The sequence below is a fragment of the Candidatus Poribacteria bacterium genome, assembly GCA_016866785.1.
Lineage (GTDB): Bacteria > Poribacteria > WGA-4E.
Genome location: VGLH01000001.1, coordinates 43,973 through 68,494 on the forward strand (window position 1 = coordinate 43,973; position 24,522 = coordinate 68,494).

Sequence of the window (24,522 nt, forward strand, 5' to 3'; positions counted from 1 at the left end):
CGTCTACTTCACTTCAAAGGGCAGCAAGGCGAGCATTCGGGCGCGCTTGATCGCGACCATCAGCTTGCGCTGTCCCCGCGACGAAAGGTAGGTCGTGCGTCGCGGGCGAATCTTGCCTCGGTCCGTCAAGTATTGGCGGATGAAGCCCAGGTTCTTGTAGTCGATCTGCTTCTCGATCGCCTCCAACTGCTCGCGGGTGAGGCGTCGTCGTCGTCCGCCTCGTGCTGCTCGCACCACGTCGTGCTCCTCATGGGGGTCGCGTTGGTTCGTGTCTCTTCCAGGACCTAGCCGTCCGCGCACCTGTCGAGGGGCTGTGCGACCCATCCCTTTCTGGGACCCCTCCGGCCGGCGCGAAGCGCACGGGTGCGCGGGTCAGACCTAACCCATTGTACCCGCCCGGTTCGCGGTCGGTCAACGGACTCGGCTACCCGATCGGCGTGCCCGTCGTCTGCGTCAGCTCGCGGAACGCCTCGGTCAGCTTGCGAGTGACGCTCCCCGGAAGACCGTCGCCGATCACCCGCCGGTCGACCATGACCACAGGGATCAGCTCTGCCGCCGTGCCGGTGAGGAAGCACTCGTCGGCGGTATAGACCTCGTAGCGGGTGAAGAGCGTCTGCTTTGTGGGCATCCCCTGCTCTGCCGCCAGTCCGAGCACGACGTTCCGCGTGATGCCCTCAAGGGCTCCGACATGCGAGGGAGGCGTCAACAACGCGCCGTCGCGGACGACGAAGATGTTGTCGCCGGTGCACTCGACGACATAGCCCTCCTGGTTCAGCATGATCGCCTCGGGAACCCCTGCGATCTGCCCCTCGATCTTCGCCAGGATGTTGTTCAGATAGTTCAGCGACTTGATCCGCGGGTTCAGCGCCTCGGCGATGTTCCGGCGGGTCGGGACGGTCACGACCTCCAAGCCCTGTTCGTAGTACTTCTCCGGGTACAGGGCGATCTTACCCGCGATGCAGAACACCGATGCCCGGGGACATTTCTCGGGTCCCAAGCCCAGGTCGCCGACGCCGCGCGTGACGACCAGGCGCACGTAGGCATCGCGCAGACCGTTGCGTCGGATCGTGTCTAGGACGATGCCCTCCATCTCGCCCTGCGTCAGAGGGATCGTCAGCATGATCGCCTTCGCGGAGTCGTAGAGGCGCTGCAGATGCTCATCGAGGCGGAATACGCGGCCGTTGTAGGCTCGAATGCCTTCAAAGACCCCGTCGCCGTACAGCAGTCCATGGTCGAAGACGGAAACCTTGGCGTCCTCCTTGGACACGAAGCTGCCGTCGAGATAGATGATCATCCGCGTCGCCTTCCTGCCCTATGGCACATCCGTGGCGGCTGCACTGATCCGCCCGTCCAACAAGTGTATCGTACGGTCCGCGCGTTGGGCGAGCTCCGCGTTGTGGGTGACGACGACGAAGGTCTGACCCAGCCGGTCTCGCAGCCCCCAGATCATGTCGTGGATCGCCTGACTGGTTGCGCGGTCCAGGTTCCCGGTCGGTTCGTCTGCTAGGATGACGCGAGGGGAGTTGACGAGCGCCCGCGCAATGGCGACGCGCTGCCGCTCTCCTCCCGAGAGCTTGGGGGGGCGGTGCGCGGTTCGCGCGCTCATTCCCACCAAGTCCAGAAGCTCTCGCGCCCTCGTCGCAGCAGCCGCGGGCTTGTCCCCGGCAATCAGAGCGCTCATCGCGACATTCTCTGCGGCAGAGAACTCAGGCAGCAGATGATGGAACTGGAACACGAAGCCCACGTCGCTCCGGCGGAATCGAGTCAAGGCACGGTCATCGTGCGACGTGATCTCGATGCCTTCGTATCGAATCGAGCCGGATGTGGGGCGGTCGAGTCCGCCCAGCAGGTGAAGCAGCGTGCTCTTTCCGGCTCCCGAAGCGCCGACGACAGCGATGATCTCCGATTGGCGGATCGTCAGATCGACGCCACGGAGCACCTCCGTCGTCACATCGCCGTCACGGAACGACTTGAAGAGCCCTTCGACCGAGATGAAAACGTCTGGAAACAGCACGGCTCGCGCGTCTCTACTCATATCGGAGCGCCTCGACGGGGCGAAGCCTCGACGCCCGGTATGCCGGATAGAGGCTCGCGAGCCAACACACGGCGATGGCGAGGGCGTTCACGCTCGCCACGTAGCCCCAACTCACCTTCACCGGCACGTAGTCCACTTGGTAGACCTCGCCCGGCAACGGGATGCGCAGGTAGTGCTTCAGCAGCCAGCAGAGCCCCAAGCTGACGACCGTGCCCAGAATCGCGCCGATGACACCAATGATCGTGCCGTTCAGCATGAAGAGCCGCAACACGCTGCCGCGCTCGGCTCCCAGAGCCCTCAGTGCTCCGATCTCCCTCGTCTTCTCCATCACGAGCATGATGAGCGTAATCGCCGTGCTGAACGCCGCGACGACGATGATGAGAGCCAGCGTCACAAACGTGAGACGCTTTTCGAGCTCCAAGGCTCCGAAGAACGAGCCGCGCAGCTCCTTCCACGTCTTCGGCAGGTATTCTAGGCCGTATCGCTCGAGGATCGCCCGTTGCACGGTGTCCGCGTCGTCGGGCGTGTCGGTTCGCACCTCGATCTGTGACACGTCGGTCGGCGTTCGGTACAGCGATTGCGCCGCCGTCAGCGATACGAACGCCATGTTCGAGTCCATCTCGTAGAGACCCGACGTGTAGAGGTCAACGACCACGAACACGCGCGGCACGGGATAGATCCGCCCGTACGGATCCTCCTTGAAGTCGGCGAACACGAAGAGCGGGTCGCCGACGCGCACCTGCAATCGACGCGCAAGCGCCCATCCGAGGATGATGCCGCCCTGGATCGTGTCGTCCGCCGGAACGCGAGGGCTGTCTCCCTGCTGCAGAGGCGCGATCAGGTCGGGTCGCTCGAGATCAAGGGCTCCGGTGCGCAGGTAGCTGCCGAGATCGGTCACACCGCTGATCGTCGCTGGGTCGATCCCTTTCACCAGAGCCCCCGACAGCCTGTCGCGGTCGTCGTAGTTGCGCAGAAGGGCTTGGTTCATGATCGTTGGCGTTGCTCCGGTCACCTTGGGAATGGCGCGGAGTTCGTCGATGAACGCGTTGTGGTCCCCGAACGAACCTCCCTGCGGGAGCACGACCAGGTACGGTTCGGAACCCAGCAGTCGGTCGCGTAGAGTCGTCTGGAAGCCGTTGAAGACGGATAGCGAGACGATTACCACGACGACGCCAAGCATCACGCCTCCTGCGGACATGATCGTCTGGGCGGGCTTGGCACGCAGGTAGCGAAGACCGATGAGGTACTCGAAGTACTTCATCGTGTCGCGCAGGCTGAAGGCAGCAACAAGGGGAAGGACTCCAGCATCGCGCTTAGGATGCCGTCTCGGGCCGCATCTGCGGGAACAGAACGACGTCACGAATCGTCGCGCTGTCCGTGAGGATCATCGCGATGCGGTCGATGCCGATGCCTAAGCCTCCCGTCGGCGGCATCCCGTATTCCAGCGCTCGCAGGAAGTCCTCATCCAGAGGGTGCGCCTCCTCGTCGCCTCCGGCGGCGAGTCGAGCTTGCTCGACGAAGCGGAGCCGTTGAATGATGGGGTCATTGAGCTCGCTGAACGCGTTCCCGACCTCCATCCGAGCGATGTACGGTTCAAACCGCTCGACGAATCGTGGGTCCCCTCGCTTGGCTTTGGCGAGCGGCGACACCTCGACGGGGTAATCGTAGATGATCGTTGGTTGGACGAGTGTTGCTTCGACGCACTCCTCGAACAGCTCGGCGACGAGATTGCCCCACGAGTCCGGCAGCGCCTCTGGACCTTCTTCGGAGCGCCGAGCGTCCGACAGGAGGCGCTGGAGCTCACCGGCGCTCAGGTTTCGCACATCGACGCCGAGCACCTCGCGGATTGACTCGACCATCGTCACGCGCCGCCACGGGGGCGTCAGATCGAGTGTCTCGCTTTGGTACTGGGCGACGAGACCGCCGTTGACCGCCTGTGCCGAACGCACAACCAGGTCCTGCACCAGGTCCATCATCATCCCGTAGTCCGCGTATGCCTGGTAGCACTCCATCAGAGTGAACTCGGGGTTGTGCGAGCGGTCGATGCCCTCGTTCCTGAAATCCCGAGAGAACTCGTAGACGCGCTCCATGCCGCCGACGATCAGCCGCTTCAAATAGAGCTCGTTCGAGATGCGAAGATAGAGCGTCCTGTCGAGCGCGTTGTGATGTGTCGTGAAGGGCCGCGCCGCTGCTCCGCCGTAAAGAGGCTGAAGAACTGGCGTCTCGACCTCAAGATAGCCGAGCTCGTCGAGTCGGCTTCGGATGGCTTGAACGATCGCGGCGCGCTTGCGGAAGACGTCGACAACGCTCGGGTTGGCGATGAGATCGACGTAACGCTGACGGTAGCGTGTCTCGACATCGGTGAGCCCGTGCCACTTCTCCGGCAGGGGCCGCAGCGACTTGCTCAGGAGCACAACCTCACTCGCCTGGACGGTCAACTCGCCCATTCGAGTCCGGAAGACGGTTCCCTCGATGCCGAGGATGTCGCCTAAGTCGAAGTCGCCGAACTGCGTAAACGCCTCCTCGCCAACGACATCGAGGCGCACGTAGATCTGGAGCTCCCCGGTGGCATCGCGGATATGGGCGAAGGCGCTCTTGCCGTGCGACCGCCGAGTCATCATTCTGCCCGCGATGCGCACGCGGTGAGCGCCCTCTTCGATGGACTGCTGGTCGCCGAAGGCTGTGTGGAGCGCTTGCGCCGAATGAGTCGGCTCGTACGCGTACGGATAGGGATCGATCCCGTTCTGGCGCAGAAGAGCCAGCTTATCGCGGCGCTGCTGCATCAGGGCGTTGGTGTCGTCAGTCTGCACGGAAGAATGCTCCGGATCGATGTGAATCAGTATTCGTCTTCTTCCTCGCCGAGGTCGTCGGTGTCCTCATCCGGTTTGTCGATCCGGATTCGGACATTCTGGCCAGCGCCGGCGCGGTTCGCTTCCGGAAGCTTGCGTATCTCGAACGCCACAGGCGTGCCCTCGGGCAGGTCGTCGTACAGCAGATCGGGAGATAGATCCGTCAGGTGGAAGAAGTAGTCGAGTCCGTCGACCGAGCTGCGGATGAATCCGTAGCCCTTGTCTGCCATCTTGGATTTCACGTACCCGGTGTGCGAGTCTCCGATTGCCGGTCGCGCGCCATCTGGGCTCGCGGAGAGCAGAGGTCGTCCCATGGCTTCCTCGTCGCCATCCGGCCGCTGGCGGCGAAATCTATCGCGGCACTCGTCGCAGAAGAACCGCTGGCCCGGACGTGGATGGAACGTGGTCCACACGTCACGGGGTCCTGCATGGAACGACGACTCGCAACGGATCCGGTGCGGCAGGTACCTGAGCTCAACGTCATGGAGAAGCTCGTCGATCCAGATCACATCGAAGTCGCGCACGCGCGCGTCATCGCGCGGATCCCAGAGCTCTTGGGCGCAGCTTCCCCGAACGCTGGCGATCACGACTCGCTTGCCGAGCATTCGCGTGTATCGGAGCACAGGAACGAAGTCTCGGTCGCCCAGCACGACCATCGCAATGTCGTACACCTGCGGGACAGCAGCCAGGTAGAGCATCGACGCGGCGAGGGAGATGTCGACGCACTTTTCGCGCGGCTCGAACGTATCGCCAGCCGCGCGGTCCGCTGCACGCAGGCGTCTGCCACGAAAGTCGATCGGGTACGCCTCCACTTCGTAGTGGAAGTCTTCGCGAAGGCGGTCGAAGAAGTCACGCTGCCGCTGGACCGCCTCCTCATCCTGGTGGTCGTAGTTCGCGGCGTAGCTGCCGAAGAGGTACGTGCGCACAATGTCGAGCTCGGTATCAGGAAGCTGGTCCTTGAGCTGCCTGGCGAGAACCGGTGGCAGCTTGCCGAAGTCGATCCGGAAGTCGGTTCGGCCGTAGATTTCGCTGAGTCTGGGAAGATTGCCGTAGAGCCAAGTGCCGTCGATGAATACCATCACCTTCGCCACGCACGGTTCTCCTAGCGCAGACCGTTCTTACATCTCGCAGTCACGGCAAACAACAGCACCGGCACGATGTTACTTGACCCAAGCAGACCAATACAAGGCGCGCGCCGGTTCCCACGCAGCCTGGGCGTGCGTTCTGCCCAGCCTCGTGATACAGTCCGCATTCGTGCGACGATCGCTGACATGCCTGCGAGATGCGATCGCCGACAACCGGTGGGACCGACTGAACAGGGGTTGAGGATCGATGTCGATGTCACTGACTGAGCAACAGCTCGAGGCGTTTCGACGCGACGGGTACATCCGGCTCGACGGCTTGTTCAGCGACGAGGAGGTGTCGGTACTGCGTCGAAATGTGGACCGCGCTCAGTCTTCGACGACGACATGGACCTCTCGCGACCGCGAGGCGGGGCAAGTAGCGTTGGCGCTGTGGACCCAAGCCGGCGACTCGGCGTACGCCGACCTGTATCGACTGCCACGACTCGTCATCCCCGCCAGACAGCTATTGGGCGACGATATCTACCACTGGCATTCGAAGATCAGCTTCAAGCCGCCGAGAACCGGAGCGTCGTGGCACTGGCATCAGGATTACGGCTACTGGTTCCACGACGGCTGTCTCACCGCTAACATGCTGTCCGCCATGGTGTTCATCGACCCGGCGCGTGAGGACAACGGTTGCCTGCGGTTCCTCGTCGGCGCGCACAGTGAGGGTCGCTTCGAACACGACGCCGTCGATGCCGGCACCGAGGGCAAGCAGACCGGTATGTCCCTGTCTTTGGTGGAGGAACTCCGACGCAAGTACCCGGAGCGCAGCATGATTGGCGACCCGGGCGATGTCGTGTTCTGGCATTCGAACCTGCCGCACGCATCAGCGACCAATCGGTCGGAACACGGGCGTCTCGCCGTCATCGTCTGCTACAACGCGATGGGGAACGACCCCGGGCCCGGGCGAGGACACGGCAAACCGGTGCCCATCGAAACGGCTTCCGACGAATCACTGCTTCGCGCCAGAACCTAGACGATACGCTGCACCGCTCGAGGAGGGCCCTTGTGGCACGCGTCACGACCGCAACGCTCCTGGGTGAGATGACCGACCTTTCCGGGCTCGCCACGAAGCCCGATCCGTTCTACACGACGTGCCAATTCTCGTCGTACGACCGCCGGTCCGTCGCTCCGGACAAGCCCGGCTGGTTCGCCAACGGCGACAACGCCAACACAACCGACCGACGACACTACATCCGTGACGAGAAGGTCGGGAACCGGGTGGAGCACGTGTTGGCGGATATGCGAGGTCCCGGAGCGTTGGTCCGGTTCTGGTCGGCGAACCCATGGGTGGGCGAAGGCGGCAAACTGCGCGTCTACCTCGACGACGACCCGACGCCGGTCATCGAAGCAGACCTCATGGAGCTCGTGAACGGGAAGGCGAGAATCCCGGAGCCGTTCACGTCGCGAGCGGCGGGCGGAGCCGGGAACGTCTACTTCCCGATTCCGTTCGCCCAGAGCTGTAAGGTGACGCACGACGCGGACTGGCGAGGGTTCTACTACCAGGTCAACTTCCGCCGTTACGTCTCATCCGCCGACGTGGAGTCCTTCGCTCCGAACCATCTCACCGAGCACGCGGACGTGATCCGCGAAGTCGGCGCACGTCTGGCGGATCCGATGAACCTGGTGGTCGAGGCTCTCGACGGACATGAGATCGACGTGACCGTCAGTCCCGGTTCGCGGGGCGATGCCGTCATCCTCGACGGGCCCGCTGCGATTGGCACGATCACGCTTCGCGTCTCGGCTCCCGATCCCCGCGCCGCGCTGCGTCAGACGCTGCTCCAGGTCTACTTCGACGCGTCGCCCACGCCCCAGATCGAAAGCCCATTGGGCGACTTCTTCGGCGCAGGACCCGGCGTCTGTCCATACCAATCGCTGCCTTTCGTCGTGGAACCGGACGGCACGATGCACTGCCGCCTCGTGATGCCGTTCGCCCACTCGGCGCGCGTTCACATCGCAAACTTCGGCAAGCAGACCGTGACGGTAACCGGTGGCGTCGTGCGAACGCCCCATACGTGGTCTGCTCAATCGATGCACCTTCGCGCGAAGTGGCGCGTCACGCACGGCGCGGTGGGCAGCCCGGACGGGTACGACATGACCTACCTGATCCTGCATGGATCGGGCGTCTGGGTCGGCACCGCTCTCATGATCATGAATCCCACCGACATTCCAACGCCCGGCGGCGGATGGTGGGGTGAGGGAGACGAGAAGGTCTACGTCGACGGCGAGTCGTTCCCCAGTACGTTTGGAACCGGTTCTGAGGACTACTTCGGCTATTCCTGGAGCTCCCCTGACCTGTTCCAGGGCCCGCTGATCGGTCAGCCGAGGTGCGACGGACCGGGGAACCGGGGGTTCACGTCCAACTACCGGTGGCACATCCTGGACGCCCTGCCTTTCGCGAAGAGCCTCGAGTTCCTGATGGAACTCCAAACCCATGTGCCGACACCCGGGATCACCTACGCGCGCATCGGCTACTGCTACACGACGCCCGGCGCACGTGACGACCATCCGCAGATCCATGCGGCGATGCTGCGCATCGAGGACCCGCCAGCGTGGATCGTTCGTGCTGCAGGAGCTGCCCAGAACTCGACCGTGCTCGAAGCAGAGGACCTGGCTCGGAGCGGCATCGAAGCCGACGTGCAACACGATGCTCGTTGGTCGAACGTTGCGCAGGTGGGGTGGGATGGGACGCCCGGAGACGTGCTATCGCTGTCGCTGCCGATTGAGGAAGCCGGCAAGTACCGGGTGATTCTCTGTCTGACCACCCGTCCAGGCGGCGGGACCTGCCGTATCGCGCTGTCCGGCAACGCCGTCGATCACGCGTTCGATCTGTCGCATCCGTCGTTGACAATGACCCGCGAAGTCGATGCCGGCATCCACGACCTGGCGGCGGGCGACGCCGAACTGTCGCTGATCTGCCAGGTCGCGGGCGCGATTGGCATCGACTACGTCCGTTTGGCGCGAGCCCAGTAGCCTCACGGCGACCGGGCTCCGCTGGACTACTTGTCAGTCGTGACGATGACGCCCCACGATCCGGCGGCGAAGGCTTTCCCCGTCGGTGTGACGGCGAGCCCGTGCAGGGCTTCGTTGACGCCGGACTTCTGCTTCTTCCAGGTCTTGCCGCCATCGGTCGTGGCGAGGACGGTTCCACCGTCTCCGCAGACCCAACCGCGCTTGGGGTCCGACTTCAGAAACGCGATATCGTAGAGGTCGTAGTAGTCGTCTTGCGCCTCGTTGTCCACGCGCGTCCATGTCTTGCCGGCGTCAGTCGTGTGCAGAATCGTCGCCTCTTGCCCGACGATCCAGCCCTCGGTCGCTGACGTGAACGCGATACCGTAGAGGTTCTCCGACGCTCCGATTCCGCCTTCGGGAGCCTCCCAGTTCAGTCCGCCGTCCGTGCTCATCGCGGCTGTGCCCGAGGACCCGACCACCCAGCCCAGTTCCGGCGTCGCGAAGGCAATCGCCTCATAGATCGTTCGGTTGTCACCAGCCCTGGCTCTGGCTCCCGAGACGACGGTTTCCCACGTCTTGCCGGCGTCCGATGTCCGAGCGAGCGTGCGGTTGTCCCCGGTAACGAAGCCCACGTCTGCCGTGACGAACGTGAGATCGACGAGTCGGTTCCCGCCTCCGGAGTTGGCGCGACTCCACGTCTCGCCTCCGTCCTCGGTCGTGAGCAGCGCTCCCCCGCCACCCGCGATCCACGCTCGCTTGGCGTCGAGCGCCGAGATACGCCACAACTGCGTGTTCTGCGACATCGCGGCGAACCGAGGATTCGCATTCGGCGGCGGCGCAGGCATCGCCTGTTTGACCCACGTCTTGCCGCCGTCGGACGTGCGCAGGATGGTTCCGCCGTCTCCCGCCGCCCAGCCGTTCATGTCGTCGGCGAACGACACGGCGCGGAGGTCCGCCTGAATGCCGTCGTCTCGCGTGAAATCGTCCTGTCGGCTCGTCGTCCACTGTCCGTGCGCCGCCGCCGCCACTAGGAAGCCCACGGCGCACAACGCAGCGAATCGAGTTCTCATCGCATGTCTCCTCTCTGCCGTGACGCCGACTTGCGTCACTCAGATGGTCAGAACGACGAAGAAGTCATTGGGCCCGGTGACCAGGTCGAGGTGTAGAAGCACGCCATGCGCCCCGATCCATTGCACGTCCCCAACGTTGTTGTCGTAGAGCCGCAGATGCCGATGGTCGCCCCACAACATCAGGGCATATGGCATCGGCTTCGGCGAGTCGAGGCTGAAGTCGAGGCGGATCTGCTCCCGGTCGCGCGTGGGCGACAGGACAGACAAGCTGGGCGCCTCGTACTCCAGCAGGTACTTGGATTGCGTGGCTGGCGACACGTAGTTGTGAAAGACCGTCGGTGCCCCTGATTCTCGCTCGAAGACGTACTGGGCGCGCGAATCGTAGTAGAGCACGCGCACGGAAGCGTCGGCTACGGTCACCTCACCGTCGGACAGGACCAGAAGCTGCGGCTCCGTCTCGGCGAATCGCTCGCTGTACAGCCGAACCTGGTCCCCGACGGAGGCGTGCGGAATCCCCTGCTCCTCCAGCGATCGCCAGAGCGCCACGCAGCGTTCACGCTCGTCGTCGGTCCAAATCGCGCACGCGGTCGCCGCTAGCGTCTGGATCGACGCCGACCAAGCCCCCAGCCTCGGCGTGGCTCGCGACGCCTCGATGATTCTGAGAACCGTGTCGATCGGCAAGGGATCGCCGCCGACGGTCATCTCTCCGACGTCTCGATCCACGTCGTGGCTGTGGCGTCCGAGCGCTCGCCCGGAATCCCGCGGCAAACCTACCAAAGGAGTCGCCGGGCTCCCCGCCGACTGGAACCGCGCACGCGACACGAAGAAGCATCCGAACGGACACCCACGATCCTGTGACCGGCGCGACGCCTCGTTCCACCGGTAACCCCAGAGCCCGGCAAATCCAAGACTCACCAGCGCATCGACCAGCGGCTCCGTTTTCAGGTCCGAGCCCGCCAGCGTGATCTTCGCCCACGGCAGCAGCGCAACGACACGGTCCCGTTCCGCCTGCACGCGCGCTCTCAGGTCCTCCTTCTGGCGAACCATTCCCTCTGCCGCGCTCCGAGCATCGGTTGCCTCGACCGACTCGCCCAGCCAGTTCTGGACGTCGAGCCACAGGATGATGTCTTCGTCGCGGCTCGACGGGTCGGCGGCTCGACGAGACTCGCGACGTTCGTTGAGCCATGTCGCTGAATTGCGAGCGGCCCGAACGTCCAGGGCCCATGAGACCGGAACGCCGGTTGCATCGGCAGCAGCAGCGGCTTCCACCATGCCCTTGCGGACGCGGGCAAGGTCCTCCCCGACGGCGTCGATGACGACCGTGTGATGAGACCAACCGCTACCGCTTTGGTCACTCATAGGGCATCATAGCCGTGGCGCAGGTCCAGCGTGATGGAACCAGCCTGACCGGTACCGACCGGCATACCGTCGTGTTCGACCACAGGAACGACGCCCGACGCGGCGTTCGTGACGAACACCTCGTCCGCCGCGAGGAGTGCGGCGAAGTCGAACGCACGCTCCTCGACTCCGATCCTCTTCGACTTGGCGATGCCAACTACGGTGCTCCGCGTCACTCCGCTGAGCAGGGGCAGATCAGCCGGAGGCGTCACCAGGACGCCGCGCATCACGGCGAAGACGTTCGACGCACAACCTTCGAGCACGGTTCCAGCAGGATCCGCCCAGATCGCCTCGTCGTATCCCTTCGCCTGCGCAGACTCGCGCGCGAGGATGTTGTCCGCGCAGCCCGTCGTCTTGTAGCGCGCCATCGCAGTGTACCGAGGTTCCGGCAAAGACATCGTCCGTATGCCGTTGACACTCCACGCGCCAGCCACGTCACGGACGTGGACGATCGTGATCGCTTCGTCGATCTCTTCACCACATCCGACGGTCACCCGTACGACCACGTCGGACGAATGCGCAGCCTCCGCCGTCGCCTGTTCCACGAGTCCCTCCCACTGAACCTCAGTTCCGAAGGGATCGCGGATGCGAAGGTGGCGCAGGGCTCCTCGCAGTCGAGCTAGGTGTCGGTCGGGATGGACGACGCCGCGACCTGCCCGCCAGCGCATCGTCTCGAACGCGCCGTGACCGTACAGCACGAGCCTCGTCGATGGGGAGACGCCGCCGTCCTCAGCCTTCGCCAGCCGACCATCCGTCCAGACGTACGTCGCCACGATTGCCATGTCATACGCCGTATCGATGCGTCCGAGAACCAGCGTACGGCGGGTCTGCCAGCGCCGCAAGCAAGGGCTGTGCCTTCGTCATCGACTCCTCATACTCCGCAACGGGGTCGGAATCGGCAACGATGCCGCTTCCGGCTCCCATGTATGCATTCCCGTCGTGTAAGACGACCGTGCGGATGGCGATGTTGAGGTCGAATGAGCCGGAGAAGTCCACGTACCCGACGGCTCCGGTGTAGTAGCCGCGAGGAACCGGCTCCAGCTCATCGATGATCTGCATCGCCCGGATCTTGGGCGCCCCGGTGATCGATCCGCCCGGGAACGTCGCGCGAAGCATGTCGGCAAAGCCCACGCCTTCGCGAGCCGTGCCCTCGATGGTCGCAACAGTGTGCAGGACGTTGGCGTATTCCTCAATGGTGCGGAGCACGGGTACGTGAACTGAGCCGTACTCGCAGACTCGCCCGATGTCGTTGCGTTCCAGGTCGACGATCATGACGAGTTCTGCGGCGTCCTTGGCGCTGACGAGGAGCTCCGCCGCGTGCGCAGCGTCCTCGTCGGGCGTCGTCCCACGGGGTCGGGTGCCCTTGATGGGTCGGGTTTCGAGACATCGTGTGGCAGGATCGAATCTGAGGAACCGCTCGGGGGAGGTGCTCAGCACGGTCGATTGACCGAGATCGACGCACGCAGCGTAGGGGGAGGGATTGGCAGCCCGCAGCCGGGAGTAGAGTTCCAGCGGCGAGCCCTCCCAGCGGGCAACGAGTCTCTGGGTCAGGTTGATCTGGTAGACATCCCCGGCGGTGATGTACTCCTGCACTCTCTTGACCGCGAGGCAGAAAGACTCCTGCGTCATGCTGCTCAAAGCCGGTTCAGCGAACCGGCGGCCGCGCACGGTTCGGACGCGCTCTTCCGGCGCGTGCCGAGGGGTGCGGCAGGCATCGAGTGCCGTGTTGACCCATCCACGGTTCGGGGCATCGGGCACGTTGCAGTGGAACGCCGAGGCCGTGCGACAACGGTGGTCGAACGCCAGCACGTCGGCGTAGAAGGCGAGTGCGATGTCCGGGTGCTCCGGGCTCTTCGGGTCCTCGGGCGCGGGAGTGTCGGTCCAGAGCCGAAGGTCGTAGGACCACGCCCCGACGGCTCCTGCGGTGAACGGGCTGCCATGGCTGAGCGGCAACGTGCGATACTGGTCCAGACAGCGCTGCAGGGCTTCGAGCGGATGGGCAACGTGGATCGAGCGATCCAGGAGCCCTCTCTGCCCAAAGCGAGACTCGACGATCCTCGAACCCCATGCTTCAAACGTCAGGAAGGGGTCTACGCCCAGGAACGACCAGCCGTCGGCGTAACCGATGGTCGGAACCGTCTCCAGGAGGAACGGGCGTGCCGGGGAGTGACGCTCCAGGATCGTAGAGAAGACGTCGAATGGCCCGGCGACGGTATCTGTCGTCGCCACGCAGTCGACAGTGTACATCGTTGCCTCGATGGGACCGCCAGGGCGACGGGGTGCGTGGGTAGACGGTAGCACTCGCCGCGTGGCTCGTCAAGGAAGTGCGACAGGTCTCGTCACCGGACGGACGAAAGGCGGCGACGGTTGCCAGACCGCATCGACGTCCATATCATCCATTGAGTCCGCTAGCTGCGAACGTCGAGGACCCGCGATGAGCCGTTCCGCGTTCCGTTGGTCTGCGATCCTCTGCCTGCTCGTGTGCGCACTCGGACCGACCGCCGCACGCGCGGCGTCCCGCGCCGAGCTCAACGAGACGGCAGCGAAACGGGCAAAGATACAGCGCGAACGAGAGACTGCCGACGCCGAGCGACGACGGATGCTCTCCGACGAGCGGAGCGTACTGGGTGTTCTTCAGAAGCTCGACAAGGGCATCGAGGTCGTGCGCCGTGACGTGGCTTCGGTGCGCAAAGACATCGCGTCCCTTGACGAGCAGATCGCCGAGTCCGAGTCCGAGATCGGCGACTTGACGGCACGCATCGACGCGCGTCGGCAGCTCGTGGCAGACAGGCTGCGGGCGAACTACAAGATCGGCTACTCGAACCCCAACGGGTTCGTGTCATTGGCTCTGCGCGCCGACAACCTGTCCTCGCTGCTCGTACGCCTTCGGTACGCGGCACGGATTCGGTCTCGAGACAACGAGATCATCGACGGGTTCCGCGCTGACGAAGCCGCTCTGCGCGAGCACAAGTCCAAGCTCGAGACGCAACAGTCGGCGCGCGTCGCTCAACAGGAGAAGCTGGAGTCGCAGCAAGCCAAGCTGAACCAGGATAAGCGCGAGCGCAACGCCGCGCTGTCAGTGATTCGGCGCGACCGAGGGCTCAAGGAACGCGCGATACGTGAGATGGACGCTTCCATCCGCCAACTCAACGCCCTCATACGGCAACTCGAAGCCGCGATCCGGGCTGAGGAGGAGGCGCGGGGAGGCGCGAAGGGCAGCACCGCGACGGCTCCCTCCGTGCAGTCTCTTGGGTCCACCGAGGAGATCGCGCTCGCCATCCAGACCTTCGGCAGGATCGACTGGCCCGTTGAAGGCAAGGTGACCAGCAACACCAGTACCGCGCTGGAGGGAATCACGATCATCGCGTCCGAGGGCGCAACTGTGAAGGCTGTGCTCGACGGCACGGTGGAATACGCGCAGTGGTTCAACGGGCTGGGATTCGGGAAGCTGCTCGTTCTGAACCACGGGAACGGGTACCGCTCCTTCTACGCACACCTGTCGGACTTCGCCGTCAACGAACGGCAGCGCGTCCGCAAGGGCGAGAAGATCGGAACGGTCGGGAGCACCGGTTCACTGATCGGACCCGCGCTTTACTTCGAGATGAGACGCCACTATCACGTCATCGACTTCAAGCGCATTGCGCGCTGATCCACCCGCGAGCTTGCCCGGCGTAGAGACGGGGGAACCTGTGTTGCGACCCATGTGGCTTCCGGTGGCGGTGCTCTGTTCGATCATTCTGGCGACGGCGCGCTCGTCTGCCCAAGAGGCGATCCCCGAGGCCGCGAGCCCTGCGCCGGCTGCCGTCAGCATGTCCGACACCGACGGCACGAGACGCGAGCTCGGACGACTCAGCGAGGTCCTGGCTCAGGTACGGCAGAACCATGTTGACGATCCCGACGCGCGCCGCCTGTCCGAGGGAGCCATTCGCGGCATGCTCGCAGCCCTCGACCCGTACAGCCAGTATTACGACGCGGACGCCTACCAGAGCCTGCAAACGGACACACGAGGCAAGTTCGGCGGCGTCGGCATGTACATCGGCGTGAAGCAGGACCGCATCACGGTCATCTCTCCCATCGAGGACACCCCCGCGTTTCGGGCGGGCATTCTCTCTGGGGACGTGATCTCCTCCATCGACGGAGCCTCCACGGTCAGTATGTCGGCTGACGACGCCGCCAGCAAGATGCGAGGGGAACCGGGAACCGAAGTCACGTTGACGCTGCTGCGCGCTGGGCGCGATGAACCGGTCGTCGTGACGCTGACGCGCGACATCATTACGGTCCGGTCGGTGAAATGGCATCTGATCCATAGCAACGTGGGCTATGTGCGCATCACGCAGTTCATGGAACCGACCGCCCACGACGTGGCAAACGCCATCGCCGAACTCACGAAGATGGGAGCCCTCGCGCTGATCTTGGACCTTCGTAGCAATCCAGGGGGTCTGCTCAGTTCCGCCGTGGCGATTGCTGGCATGTTCCTGAATGAGGGGAACCTGGTCGTCTACACTCAGGGGCGCAGCGGCAGAGAGGACTTCACCGTGTCGGCTCCTCTGCTGCACACGGACTTGCCGGTGGATGTTCTCGTCAACAGCGGGAGCGCGAGCGCTTCGGAGATCGTGGCTGGAGCCCTCCAAGCCCACCATCGCGGAATGATCATGGGATCGACGACCTTCGGCAAGGCATCTGTCCAGAAGATCTTCCCGCTGCAGGAGGGCGATGGCGCATCGGCAGTGAAGCTGACCATCGCTCATTACTACACGCCCTCTGGAGTCGATATCAACAAGGTGGGCATCAAGCCCGACGTCGAGCTGGCTGCGCTGAGCGCGCTGGAACGCGACATGTGGCGCAAGCTGCGCTCCAGCGATGCACTCAAGACGTTCCTGCAGGGCGAGAGCCCGGACCTGCTCAAGGCGATTGAGGCGTTCAAGGCTGACAACACCACCGATCGTCTCTACCGCAAGTACCAAGCGTTCCTGAAGTCGGCATCGGAACAGAACATCGTCCTGAGCGAAGGGCTGATTCGGTTTGCCATCGCCTCCGAGACGGTCAACGAAACCGACGACTTCGAGTACGACCCGCAGATCGCTGCTGCCATTGGGTACCTCCGAGCGTTCGATGTCTACCGAGCGCTGCGCCAAGACGGGGCGGCAGAATCGGAATGATGCCGTCTCACTGACGGATCGTGACTGTGCGAGTTTCGCCGTCGCTGCCTCGCGGAATGGACGGCACTTTGCGCGCCGGTGCCCGCGAGACCAGTGCACCTCAGACGGTCGGACTGCTGGCGCTCATCCTGCTCAGTGACCTCTATCTGCACACGTCCGTCCCCGTCGCTGCGGGTCCGGGACCTGGCTTCATCGCCATGCTCGCCTGGGCTGCGGTCGTGCTGTGGAGCGCACTCATGTCCACGCGCGCCGCAACAGCGGTGGTTTGGCTGGCAGCCGCACTCAGCGCGGTGGTGTACGGCGTCACCACTCCATGGGCGAACGACATGGCGTTGGTCGCGGCGTGCTATGCGCCGGTGATCGGTACGATCGGCATCGCCGTTCACTCGCTGCGGCGCACCTACGAGCGCGAAACTCGCGCGGCGGCGGAACTCGATGCCGCGAACGCGCGAGCCGCCAAGACCGTCACCGAACTGTCGGCTCTCCTCGACGTGAGCCAGATGTCGGAGCTCAGCTTCGACCTCGGCATGCTCTTCCAGTCGTCTATGGCTGCGGTATCCCGCGCGCTACGTATGCACCGGGGCACGCTGGCTCTCTATGACGAGGCGACGCAAGAGCTCAAGGTGAAGTACGCGTTCGGTCTGACACCTGCGCAGATCGCCGCCGGAAGGTACCGTCTGGGAGAGGGAATCCACGGCACGGTCATGTCCACCGGGCAAGCGATGGCGATCCCGAACATCGGAGAGGAACCGATCCCGCTGTCCTCTGGAGGGGCTCCCGTCGAAGCCCTCTCCCGTCGTCCGAGGACCGTCGCCATCCTCTGCATGCCCGTGAGAATGGAGGGACGTACGATCGGCGTGCTCAGCGTGGATCGCGCCCCTGTCGATGATCGCACGCTGGGAGACGACGTGGGATTCCTGACCATCCTGGCGTCCATATTCGGGCAGGCGCTCCGAATCCAGCAGATGGTCGATCATGCCTTGCGTCAGGAGCGACTCGCGGCGCTCGGACAGCTCGCCACGAGCGTGGCGCACGAAGTGAGGAACCCACTCGCCGGAATACGCGGCGCTGCCGAGCTGCTCCAGAGCGACGATCCGCTCCCGGTCTCGGATGCGCAGGCGTGCGCGTCGCTGATCGTCACGGAGGTGGATCGTCTCGCGCGCGTGGTCGAGCAGCTCTTGCGGTTCGGCGACCATCGCCGGGGCGAGCGAGCAAAGCACGATTTGGTCGATATCCTTGACCGTGTTCTGACGCTCGTGGGGCCCGAGTGCGACGAGATCGGGATCGAGATCATTCGGCGATACGGGGCGAACTCGACGTGCCTGGAAGCCGACGGCGACCAACTCGCCCAGGTGTTCCTCAATCTCGCGCGCAACGCCGTCGAAGCGATGCCCAACGGCGGAACTCTCATCGTCGAGGTGCACACCTCGCCGCGGGAGTCCGTCGGCGACGGTCGCGTCCTTCGCTATATCGAGGTTATCATTACGGACACGGGCGTCGGGATCCCACAGCCAGCACGCGAGCGTGTGTTCGACCCGTTGTTTACGACCAAGCGCAAGGGAACCGGTATCGGACTCGCCCTCAGCCGCAGACTCATCGAGGAACACGACGGCTACATCGAGGTGCGCTCTCCCGAGGTCGGAGGAACCTCAATGGTTGTCACGCTGCCGTCGTTGGCGTCTGAGCCCAGCACGGCATCGACGAACGCCGAGATCGGGACGCAACCGAACCACGGAGCGGGTCACCGATGACGATGCGCATATTGATCTGCGACGACGAGCCCTCCATCTGCTTTGTCCTCCGGCGCGCGCTCGAACGAGCCGGGTTCGAGACAAAGAGCGTTCATTCGCTCGCCGACGCCAAGCACGCGCTCCGTAACGACGCCATCGACCTCGCGTTCCTCGACATCCTCTTTCCGGATGGCAGCGGACTGGACGAGCTCCCGGCGATCCGTGAGAAGTTCCCGGACATTCCCGTGATCATGCTGACTGCCCACGGGACGATGCGGACCGCTCTGGAGTCGATGAAGCGGAACGCCTTCGACTACATCACGAAGCCCTTCGATCTCGCGTCGGTGGTGTCGCTGGCACGACGAGCCGCCGACTCAGTCCAGGAGAGCCGCCGCCGGTCGGAGGAACCCGTCCGCGCACCTCTCGCCACGGAGGGCGACGAGATCGTCGGTAACAGCCCGGAGATGCAGGCGATCTACAAGACGATCGGTCGCGTCGCTGCGACCGAGGTCACCGTTCTCATTCAGGGCGAGTGCGGCACGGGCAAGGAACTCGTCGCGCGCGCTTTGCACGCGAACGGAAGTCGGGCTGACAAGCCGTTCGTGGAGGTCAACTGCGCTGCCATCCCTGCGACGCTGCTGGAAAGCGAGCTGTTCGGTCACGTCAAGGGCGCGTTCACGAATGCGGTGGCGACAAGGATTGGTCGGTTCGAGGGAGCCAAGGATGGCACGATCTTCCTCGACGAGATCGGAGACCTCTCTCTGGAACTCCAGACGAAGCTCCTCCGAGTGCTCCAGGAGAGGTCTTTCCAGCGGCTCGGTTCCAACGAGACGGTCGTCACCGATGCCCGAGTAATCGCCGCAACGAACCGCGACTTGGACCGCGCCGTGTCCGAGGGTTCGTTTCGAGAGGACCTGCTGTACCGGCTCAACGTCGTACAGATCACGCTCCCGCCGCTAAGACACCGGCGCTCAGACATCCTCCTGTTGTCGGACTACTTCGTGCGCAAGTACGCCCCGCGCTATGGCAGGGACGGCGTGTCGATCTCCGAGGACCTTCTCAGCCGCTTCGAATCTTACGACTGGCCCGGCAACGTGCGGGAGCTTGAGAACGTCATCCATCGAGCCATCGTGATGGCGCGCGGGCCCGTTCTCAGTACTGCGGACGCGCCCCTGGTGTCCCCGGGCCCGGAACTCGAATCTGACGGCGCGATGGACCTTTGGCTCCGCAAGTGGACCCAGGACTACTTCGCCAGCGGGAGACGCGGAACACTCCACGAGGAGGTCCTGGAGCGCATCGAGGGGCACTTGATGACCTACGTGCTGGAGCACACAGGCGGCAATAAGAGCCGTGCCGCCGACTACCTGGGCATCAACCGGAACACCCTCCATGCGAAGCTGAAACGCTACGGGCTCACAGGGACAGACGACGACGGAGAGGATTGACGCGAACCGATGACAGCGATGACTCGAAGAGCGGCCGTCGTATCGATCGCCCTCGCCTTTGCGCTCGCGCTGGGAACGACAGCGTCTGCGCTCACCGTGCGAGTCACGATGCCCAACGGAGATCGCCTGACCGGAGAGTGGCTCGGGTCGTCCGAGTCGACGATGAGCATTCGGCTCGGCGACGGACAGACGCTCGAGATGTCCCTCGACGGTGTCGTGGCGGCCTTCGGCGACGACGACGCCCCCATATCCATCGAAGCGCGCGCCAGGCTCGATGCGGCGCTCGACGCCGTCGCGTTGGGCATGGACACGCCCGCCGAATCCGCGTTCAGGGACTCAATCGCTCTGGCTCCGCGCTTTGCCCGGGCATATTACGAGTACGCCCGGTTCCTGGAGCACCATGGACGCGCGTCCGAAGCCTTTCAGCATTACGTACTGGCTGCTCGGTTGGACGCCAAGACGTACCGCATCGCCGACAAGATTCGCGCGGCGGCGGACGACGCGCTCGGACGCAAGGACTTCACTAGCGCAGGACGAGCTCTACTGCAGTTCGCGCAGAGCTTCTCGAACGACGCGACGGCCCCCTCAGCGGCGTACGACGCCGCGCGCTATCTCGCCGACGGCGCGGACGCCTCGGAGCCGGGCGACGCCGTGCGCGCCGATGCGGAGAGGGCGCTGCGTTACGCAACCACGACGTACCCTGATCACGCAGCCTGCGACGAGGCACGCCTTCGGCTCGCCAATCTCTACCTCACATGGAAGCAACCGACACAAGCGGCGGAGGTCGCGGAGGATTTCATCCGTCGTCGCCCCAACAGCCCGCGCATCGTCGACATGCATCTGGCTCTCGGGTACGCCCATTTGCAGCGCCGAGAGCTCGCCCGCGTGATCGAGGAAGCGCGTTGGGTGCTGCAGCGTGCAGAGGACCCGGACATGCAGGAGCGGGCCCGAACGCTGGCTGCGGAGAGCGCCTGGGTGGTTCAGTCGGTCGATGCGGGGTTATCCGCCGCGAGCGTATTCTCCGTGCTCCGAGACGGTCGGTTCCTGTGGGTGGGGTCCTCGGGCGGCGTCGGGAAGTACGATGCCTCCGGGGATAATCTCACCTCGGCACCTGGCGCCCCGGAGGGCACGGCTGGCATGACAATCCGCGCCATCGCCGCAGACGACTCGGAAGTGTGGCTGGCGACCGCCAACAAGGGCGTCGTCCGGTACCGCCGAGACAACGGCAACACGGCGATCTACGGACGTCTCGACGGGCTTCCGAGCCACAGCATCGCTGCCGTCGCCATGGACGCCAACGAGGTCTGGGTCGGCGGCACAGGCGGCTTGTCACGCCTGAACCGTGTCACGGGAGAATGGACGCCGTTCAGGTCGGGCAAGGAGTTCCCTGGTCAGGAGGTGACCGCCATAGCCTTGTCGCCGTCGCATGTGTGGGTGGGAACGCAGGGCAACGGCGTTCTGCGTCTGACGCGAGCGACGAGCCAGTGGGAGAGCTTCGGCGTGCAGACCGGCTTGGGCAGCAACTCCATCCGCAGCATGGTGCTGACTCCGACGGGCATCGTCGCCGCATGGAGCACATCCGACAAGAATGGTCTCTCCGAATGGAGCGAGTCAACGCGGCAGTGGGCGAACCAGCCCATCGGACCCGACGAGATCGCCCCTCACGACATCCGCGTGACGGCGAACTCAGGCACGCTCTGGGTCGCCGTCGGCGAGGCGCTGCTCTACAAGGACGCGCGCGGCAAGTGGGGGAGCGTCGACTATCCGTCAGCACTGCGCTCGGCTCGCATCTACACAGCCCTTGCGGACTCGTCCTCGGTATGGGTCGGCACGAGCGCGGGATTGGGAAGGCTCGACATTCGGGCGACCGGCACGCTGGGGAGCCTGCGATGAGGTGTGACGTCCGGGCGGCATTCGTTGCGGCGATTGCGTTGCTGGGTGTTGCGTCACCACTACCGTTGTCGGGACAGACATCCGATCGCGGCACGCAAGCCATCTCCCGCGATATCGACCAGATCCGAAAGGCGCGGCGGAACCAGGGGGAGCTCCACCGAGGTGTCGTCGACAAGTGGCGCGCTGTCGGCAAGCTCGCCGAGTTGCTCGCCGTGTATGAGAGTCAGAACGCCGCGTCGACAGACAACGCCTTCCTCGCCTACGGCTACGGCTACGCGCTCGCCCTTCGAGCGGGCGAGGGAGACCTCCAGCGCGCAGCCGATGTCTTGTCGCGGGCGTCTTCGCTGGACGCGACATTCGTCCTTGCGCGGTTCAGCCTCGCGGGGGTACAGCACCTACTGGGGAACACAGAGGCGGCTCTTGCCGCCTATAGCGAATGTGTGCGGATCGACCCCGCCTATGTGGCTGCCTACCACGCGATGGGTGAAGTCTACCGGTCGGATGGCGACTACGCGGACGCGCTGGAGTCGTACGACTTGGCGCTCGCCAACGCTCCTGCCGACTGGGCTCGACCTCACTACGGCAAAGGTACCGTGCTCCTGGCGATGGGCAGCCCCGCCGACGCTGACCGAGAGCTGACCCTGGCAATCGCCTTGGACAAGTCCCACGGCCCGTCGTACATGGCTCTTGCCCAGGCTCGCGCCGCCCTGGGACAGGTTCCCGAAGCTGTGGAGCTTTTCCGAACCGGCGCATCGCTCACGTCTCCAACTCGCGACAATCATTGGGGGCTGGCGCGGGCTCTTGCTGGGGGAAGGCATTGGGAGGAGGCGGAACGGGAGTACGCTGCCGCGATCCGACTGGACGACGATGCCGCCGAGTTACACCTCGAGTTCGGCGATGTCTTGTGGGCGCAAGCCCGTCGCGACGAGGCGGGAACCGAGTACCGTACCGCAGTTGGGCTGGAACCGGAGTTGGGAAGCCGCTTCACGGATCCGGTGCGCGATGGGTTCTTCGCCGCGCGTGTCTCGGAGCCGGAGGCGCGCGATCTGCTGGAGAAGGCGCTCACGATCCGCCCCGACGACGCCTCGGTTCATGAGCTCTACGGCGATGTGGAAGCTGCGACGAGCCATTCAACCGAGGCGCTGGCGCGCTATCGTCGAGCCACTGAGCTCGACCCTCAACGTACGCAGGTCTGGGTGCGTATCGGCGATCTGCTGCTCGCCGACCACGCGCTGAATGAGGCTCGGGACGCCTACGCACGCGCATCGTCGCTGTCTCCGAACCTCCCGGAGGAGTGGTCGCGAGCGTCAGCGGCGGAGCTCGGATCGGAGCGCTACGCCGCCGCTCTCAACGGCTACGGGCGGTGTCTCCTGCTGGCTCCCGACGATCCGTCGTTGCGATATGGCCGCGCCCGAGCGCTGGAGGGACTCGGAAGGACCGACCAAGCCGTGGCGGCTTATGAGGAGCTTGACGCCCTTCATTCCGACTACTCCGATACGCTGAATCGCCTCGCCGGTCTGTACCGCGCGTTGGATGACCCTGAGCGGTCACTCGCCGTGCTCGACCGGATCGTGTCGTTGCGACCCGATGACGTCCCTGCGCTGCGCGAGCGGGCATCGCTGCTCAGGGAGTTGGGCAAGAACCAAGAAGCCACCGACGCCTTCCGACGACTAACCGCCGCCGCACCAGACGATGTCGATACGTTTGCGGCGCTCGCCGAACTGACGGAGGAAGCCGACCCGACCGCCGCGATCCGTGCCTATCGACGAGTCACGGAACTGGCTCCCGACCGGGCTGGGGCGCACTTCAGCCTCGCGCGGCTGCTGCTGTCGTCGGGCGATGAGCAGGGAGCGCTGGTTCCGCTGGAGCACGGACTCGACCTGGAGCCGCGTCGCGCCCGCGAGCAGTTCATGCTGGGCGAGCTCCTCGCCAAGCGACGTGAGTTGGCACTGGCGGTCCCGCACCTCGCCATCGCGTGCGAGATCGAAGCCGATAACGCCGAATGGCAGGCGCTCCTCGCCCGAACGGCTGAAGGAGCCGCGTCAGGCGATGTCGGCGACGCGAGCCGCGAGCGACTTTTGGAGATCGCTGATTCCGCGTACAGCGCTGCCATCCGCATTCAGCCGACCGCGTCAGCGTTGTTCCGGCGCGCAGTCTTGCGCCGGGAGCATCGACAGATCGGCGAGCGTCTCTACCTCTCCAGCGAGATCGCCGAGGACTTCAAGCAGGCGGCGTCCATGGACTCGAACAACCCGGATGCCACATACCTGTTGGCTTTGACGTATCTGGACATGGAATCGAGCGACCTTGCCGCGACCACGCTCCGAGACCTCCTGAAGGCTCGCCCGAAGTATCCCAACGCGAACGCCGAACTGGGGAAGCTGGCGGAGGCGTCGAACCGGTTCGACGAAGCGATCCGCTACTACGCGCGCGAGATCGTGATCAACCCCAAGTCGTTCGCGGCGCACTACCGTCTTGGGTTTCTGAAGGCGAACTCGCAAGGCGACATGACCTCGGCGATAGACCACCTGTCGAGAGCCGTCTCGCTCGATCCGAGCCATGTCAACGCGCACATCGAATACGGCATGGTGCTCTACCGCGTGGACCGCGTCGCGGGCGCGGCTGAGCAGTTCGAGATGGCGATCCGGCTGGCTCCGGACAACCTCACCGCCAACTACAACCTCGCCCTCATGTATCAGCTCCTGGGGAAGGATCGACTCGCCATCGAGCGATGGCGTCACCTGCTGAGTCTCGATCTGCCGGGCGAGTGGGTCGGCGAGGCTCGCACGATGCTGGAGAAGCTAGAACGCTCGTCCAGCCGACCGGGATCGCGTCGTTAGCCGCATCGACGACCGCGCCCGCGA

Annotated in this window: 17 protein-coding genes; 7 read left to right on the forward strand and 10 right to left on the reverse strand. The window is 64.6% G+C overall.

Annotated features, from left to right (window positions below; translation table 11 throughout):
• Nucleotides 1–3: 3 nt before the first annotated feature.
• From rpsR to FJZ36_00225, 6 genes are all read right to left on the reverse strand, one after another.
• Nucleotides 4–324 (reverse strand): 30S ribosomal protein S18, encoded by a 321-nt coding sequence (gene rpsR / locus FJZ36_00200; protein ID MBM3213327.1) that lies wholly within the window; start codon nucleotides 322–324, stop codon nucleotides 4–6.
• 100 nt (nucleotides 325–424) lie between these two features.
• A complete protein-coding gene (gene ilvE / locus FJZ36_00205; GenBank protein ID MBM3213328.1) occupies nucleotides 425–1,294 on the reverse strand; it encodes a branched-chain-amino-acid transaminase in 870 nt (289 codons plus the stop codon).
• 18 nt (nucleotides 1,295–1,312) lie between these two features.
• Complete coding sequence (locus FJZ36_00210; GenBank protein MBM3213329.1) at nucleotides 1,313–2,035, reverse strand: ABC transporter ATP-binding protein; 723 nt, start codon at nucleotides 2,033–2,035, stop codon at nucleotides 1,313–1,315.
• Nucleotides 2,028–3,296: an ABC transporter permease gene (locus tag FJZ36_00215; GenBank protein MBM3213330.1), complete on the reverse strand. Its 1,269-nt coding sequence runs from the start codon at nucleotides 3,294–3,296 to the stop codon at nucleotides 2,028–2,030. Before FJZ36_00215 ends, FJZ36_00210 begins: the two co-directional genes overlap by 8 nt.
• 52 nt (nucleotides 3,297–3,348) lie before the next feature.
• A complete protein-coding gene (gene lysS, locus FJZ36_00220; protein ID MBM3213331.1) occupies nucleotides 3,349–4,818 on the reverse strand; it encodes a lysine--tRNA ligase in 1,470 nt (489 codons plus the stop codon).
• A gap of 53 nt (nucleotides 4,819–4,871) precedes the next feature.
• On the reverse strand, nucleotides 4,872–5,975 hold the full coding sequence (locus FJZ36_00225; protein ID MBM3213332.1) for an NYN domain-containing protein: 1,104 nt from the start codon (nucleotides 5,973–5,975) through the stop codon (nucleotides 4,872–4,874).
• Between the two features lie 241 nt (nucleotides 5,976–6,216).
• Here FJZ36_00225 and FJZ36_00230 point away from each other — a divergent pair, with 241 nt between their 5' ends.
• Together FJZ36_00230 and FJZ36_00235 are read left to right on the forward strand one after the other, a co-directional pair.
• Nucleotides 6,217–6,987 carry a phytanoyl-CoA dioxygenase family protein gene (locus FJZ36_00230; GenBank protein MBM3213333.1) on the forward strand — a complete coding sequence of 257 codons (771 nt, stop codon included), beginning with the start codon at nucleotides 6,217–6,219 and terminating at the stop codon, nucleotides 6,985–6,987.
• A gap of 32 nt (nucleotides 6,988–7,019) precedes the next feature.
• Nucleotides 7,020–8,984 (forward strand): DUF2961 domain-containing protein, encoded by a 1,965-nt coding sequence (locus FJZ36_00235; GenBank protein MBM3213334.1) that lies wholly within the window; start codon nucleotides 7,020–7,022, stop codon nucleotides 8,982–8,984.
• 26 nt (nucleotides 8,985–9,010) lie between these two features.
• Here the strand turns inward: FJZ36_00235 and FJZ36_00240 are convergent, their stop codons facing one another.
• From FJZ36_00240 to pabB, 4 genes are read right to left on the reverse strand one after another with little or no spacing between them, the layout of a single operon-like run.
• Nucleotides 9,011–10,033: a hypothetical protein gene (locus FJZ36_00240; GenBank protein MBM3213335.1), complete on the reverse strand. Its 1,023-nt coding sequence runs from the start codon at nucleotides 10,031–10,033 to the stop codon at nucleotides 9,011–9,013.
• 39 nt (nucleotides 10,034–10,072) lie between these two features.
• Nucleotides 10,073–11,392 carry a hypothetical protein gene (locus FJZ36_00245; GenBank protein ID MBM3213336.1) on the reverse strand — a complete coding sequence of 440 codons (1,320 nt, stop codon included), beginning with the start codon at nucleotides 11,390–11,392 and terminating at the stop codon, nucleotides 10,073–10,075.
• Nucleotides 11,389–12,273, reverse strand: a complete 885-nt coding sequence (locus FJZ36_00250) for a hypothetical protein (protein ID MBM3213337.1) — start codon at nucleotides 12,271–12,273, stop codon at nucleotides 11,389–11,391. The genes FJZ36_00245 and FJZ36_00250 overlap by 4 nt, the downstream gene beginning before the upstream one ends.
• Nucleotides 12,215–13,678: an aminodeoxychorismate synthase component I gene (pabB, locus tag FJZ36_00255; GenBank protein ID MBM3213338.1), complete on the reverse strand. Its 1,464-nt coding sequence runs from the start codon at nucleotides 13,676–13,678 to the stop codon at nucleotides 12,215–12,217. The genes FJZ36_00250 and pabB overlap by 59 nt, the downstream gene beginning before the upstream one ends.
• Here pabB and FJZ36_00260 point away from each other — a divergent pair.
• The 5 genes from FJZ36_00260 (at nucleotide 13,671) to FJZ36_00280 (ending at nucleotide 24,498) form a co-directional block, all read left to right on the forward strand.
• On the forward strand, nucleotides 13,671–15,080 hold the full coding sequence (locus tag FJZ36_00260) for a hypothetical protein (GenBank protein MBM3213339.1): 1,410 nt from the start codon (nucleotides 13,671–13,673) through the stop codon (nucleotides 15,078–15,080). The two genes, pabB and FJZ36_00260, sit on opposite strands and share 8 nt — an antisense overlap.
• Nucleotides 15,081–15,123: 43 nt before the next feature.
• A complete protein-coding gene (locus FJZ36_00265) occupies nucleotides 15,124–16,590 on the forward strand; it encodes a S41 family peptidase (protein MBM3213340.1) in 1,467 nt (488 codons plus the stop codon).
• A 26-nt stretch (nucleotides 16,591–16,616) separates the two neighbouring features.
• Nucleotides 16,617–18,341, forward strand: coding sequence for a GAF domain-containing protein (locus FJZ36_00270; GenBank protein MBM3213341.1), 1,725 nt, complete (start codon nucleotides 16,617–16,619; stop codon nucleotides 18,339–18,341).
• The gene (locus FJZ36_00275) at nucleotides 18,338–19,765 is read left to right on the forward strand and encodes a sigma-54-dependent Fis family transcriptional regulator (protein ID MBM3213342.1); all 1,428 of its coding nucleotides are present in this window, start codon (nucleotides 18,338–18,340) and stop codon (nucleotides 19,763–19,765) included. Before FJZ36_00270 ends, FJZ36_00275 begins: the two co-directional genes overlap by 4 nt.
• 1,355 nt (nucleotides 19,766–21,120) lie before the next feature.
• Nucleotides 21,121–24,498, forward strand: coding sequence for a tetratricopeptide repeat protein (locus tag FJZ36_00280; protein MBM3213343.1), 3,378 nt, complete (start codon nucleotides 21,121–21,123; stop codon nucleotides 24,496–24,498).
• Nucleotides 24,499–24,522 lie beyond the last annotated feature (24 nt).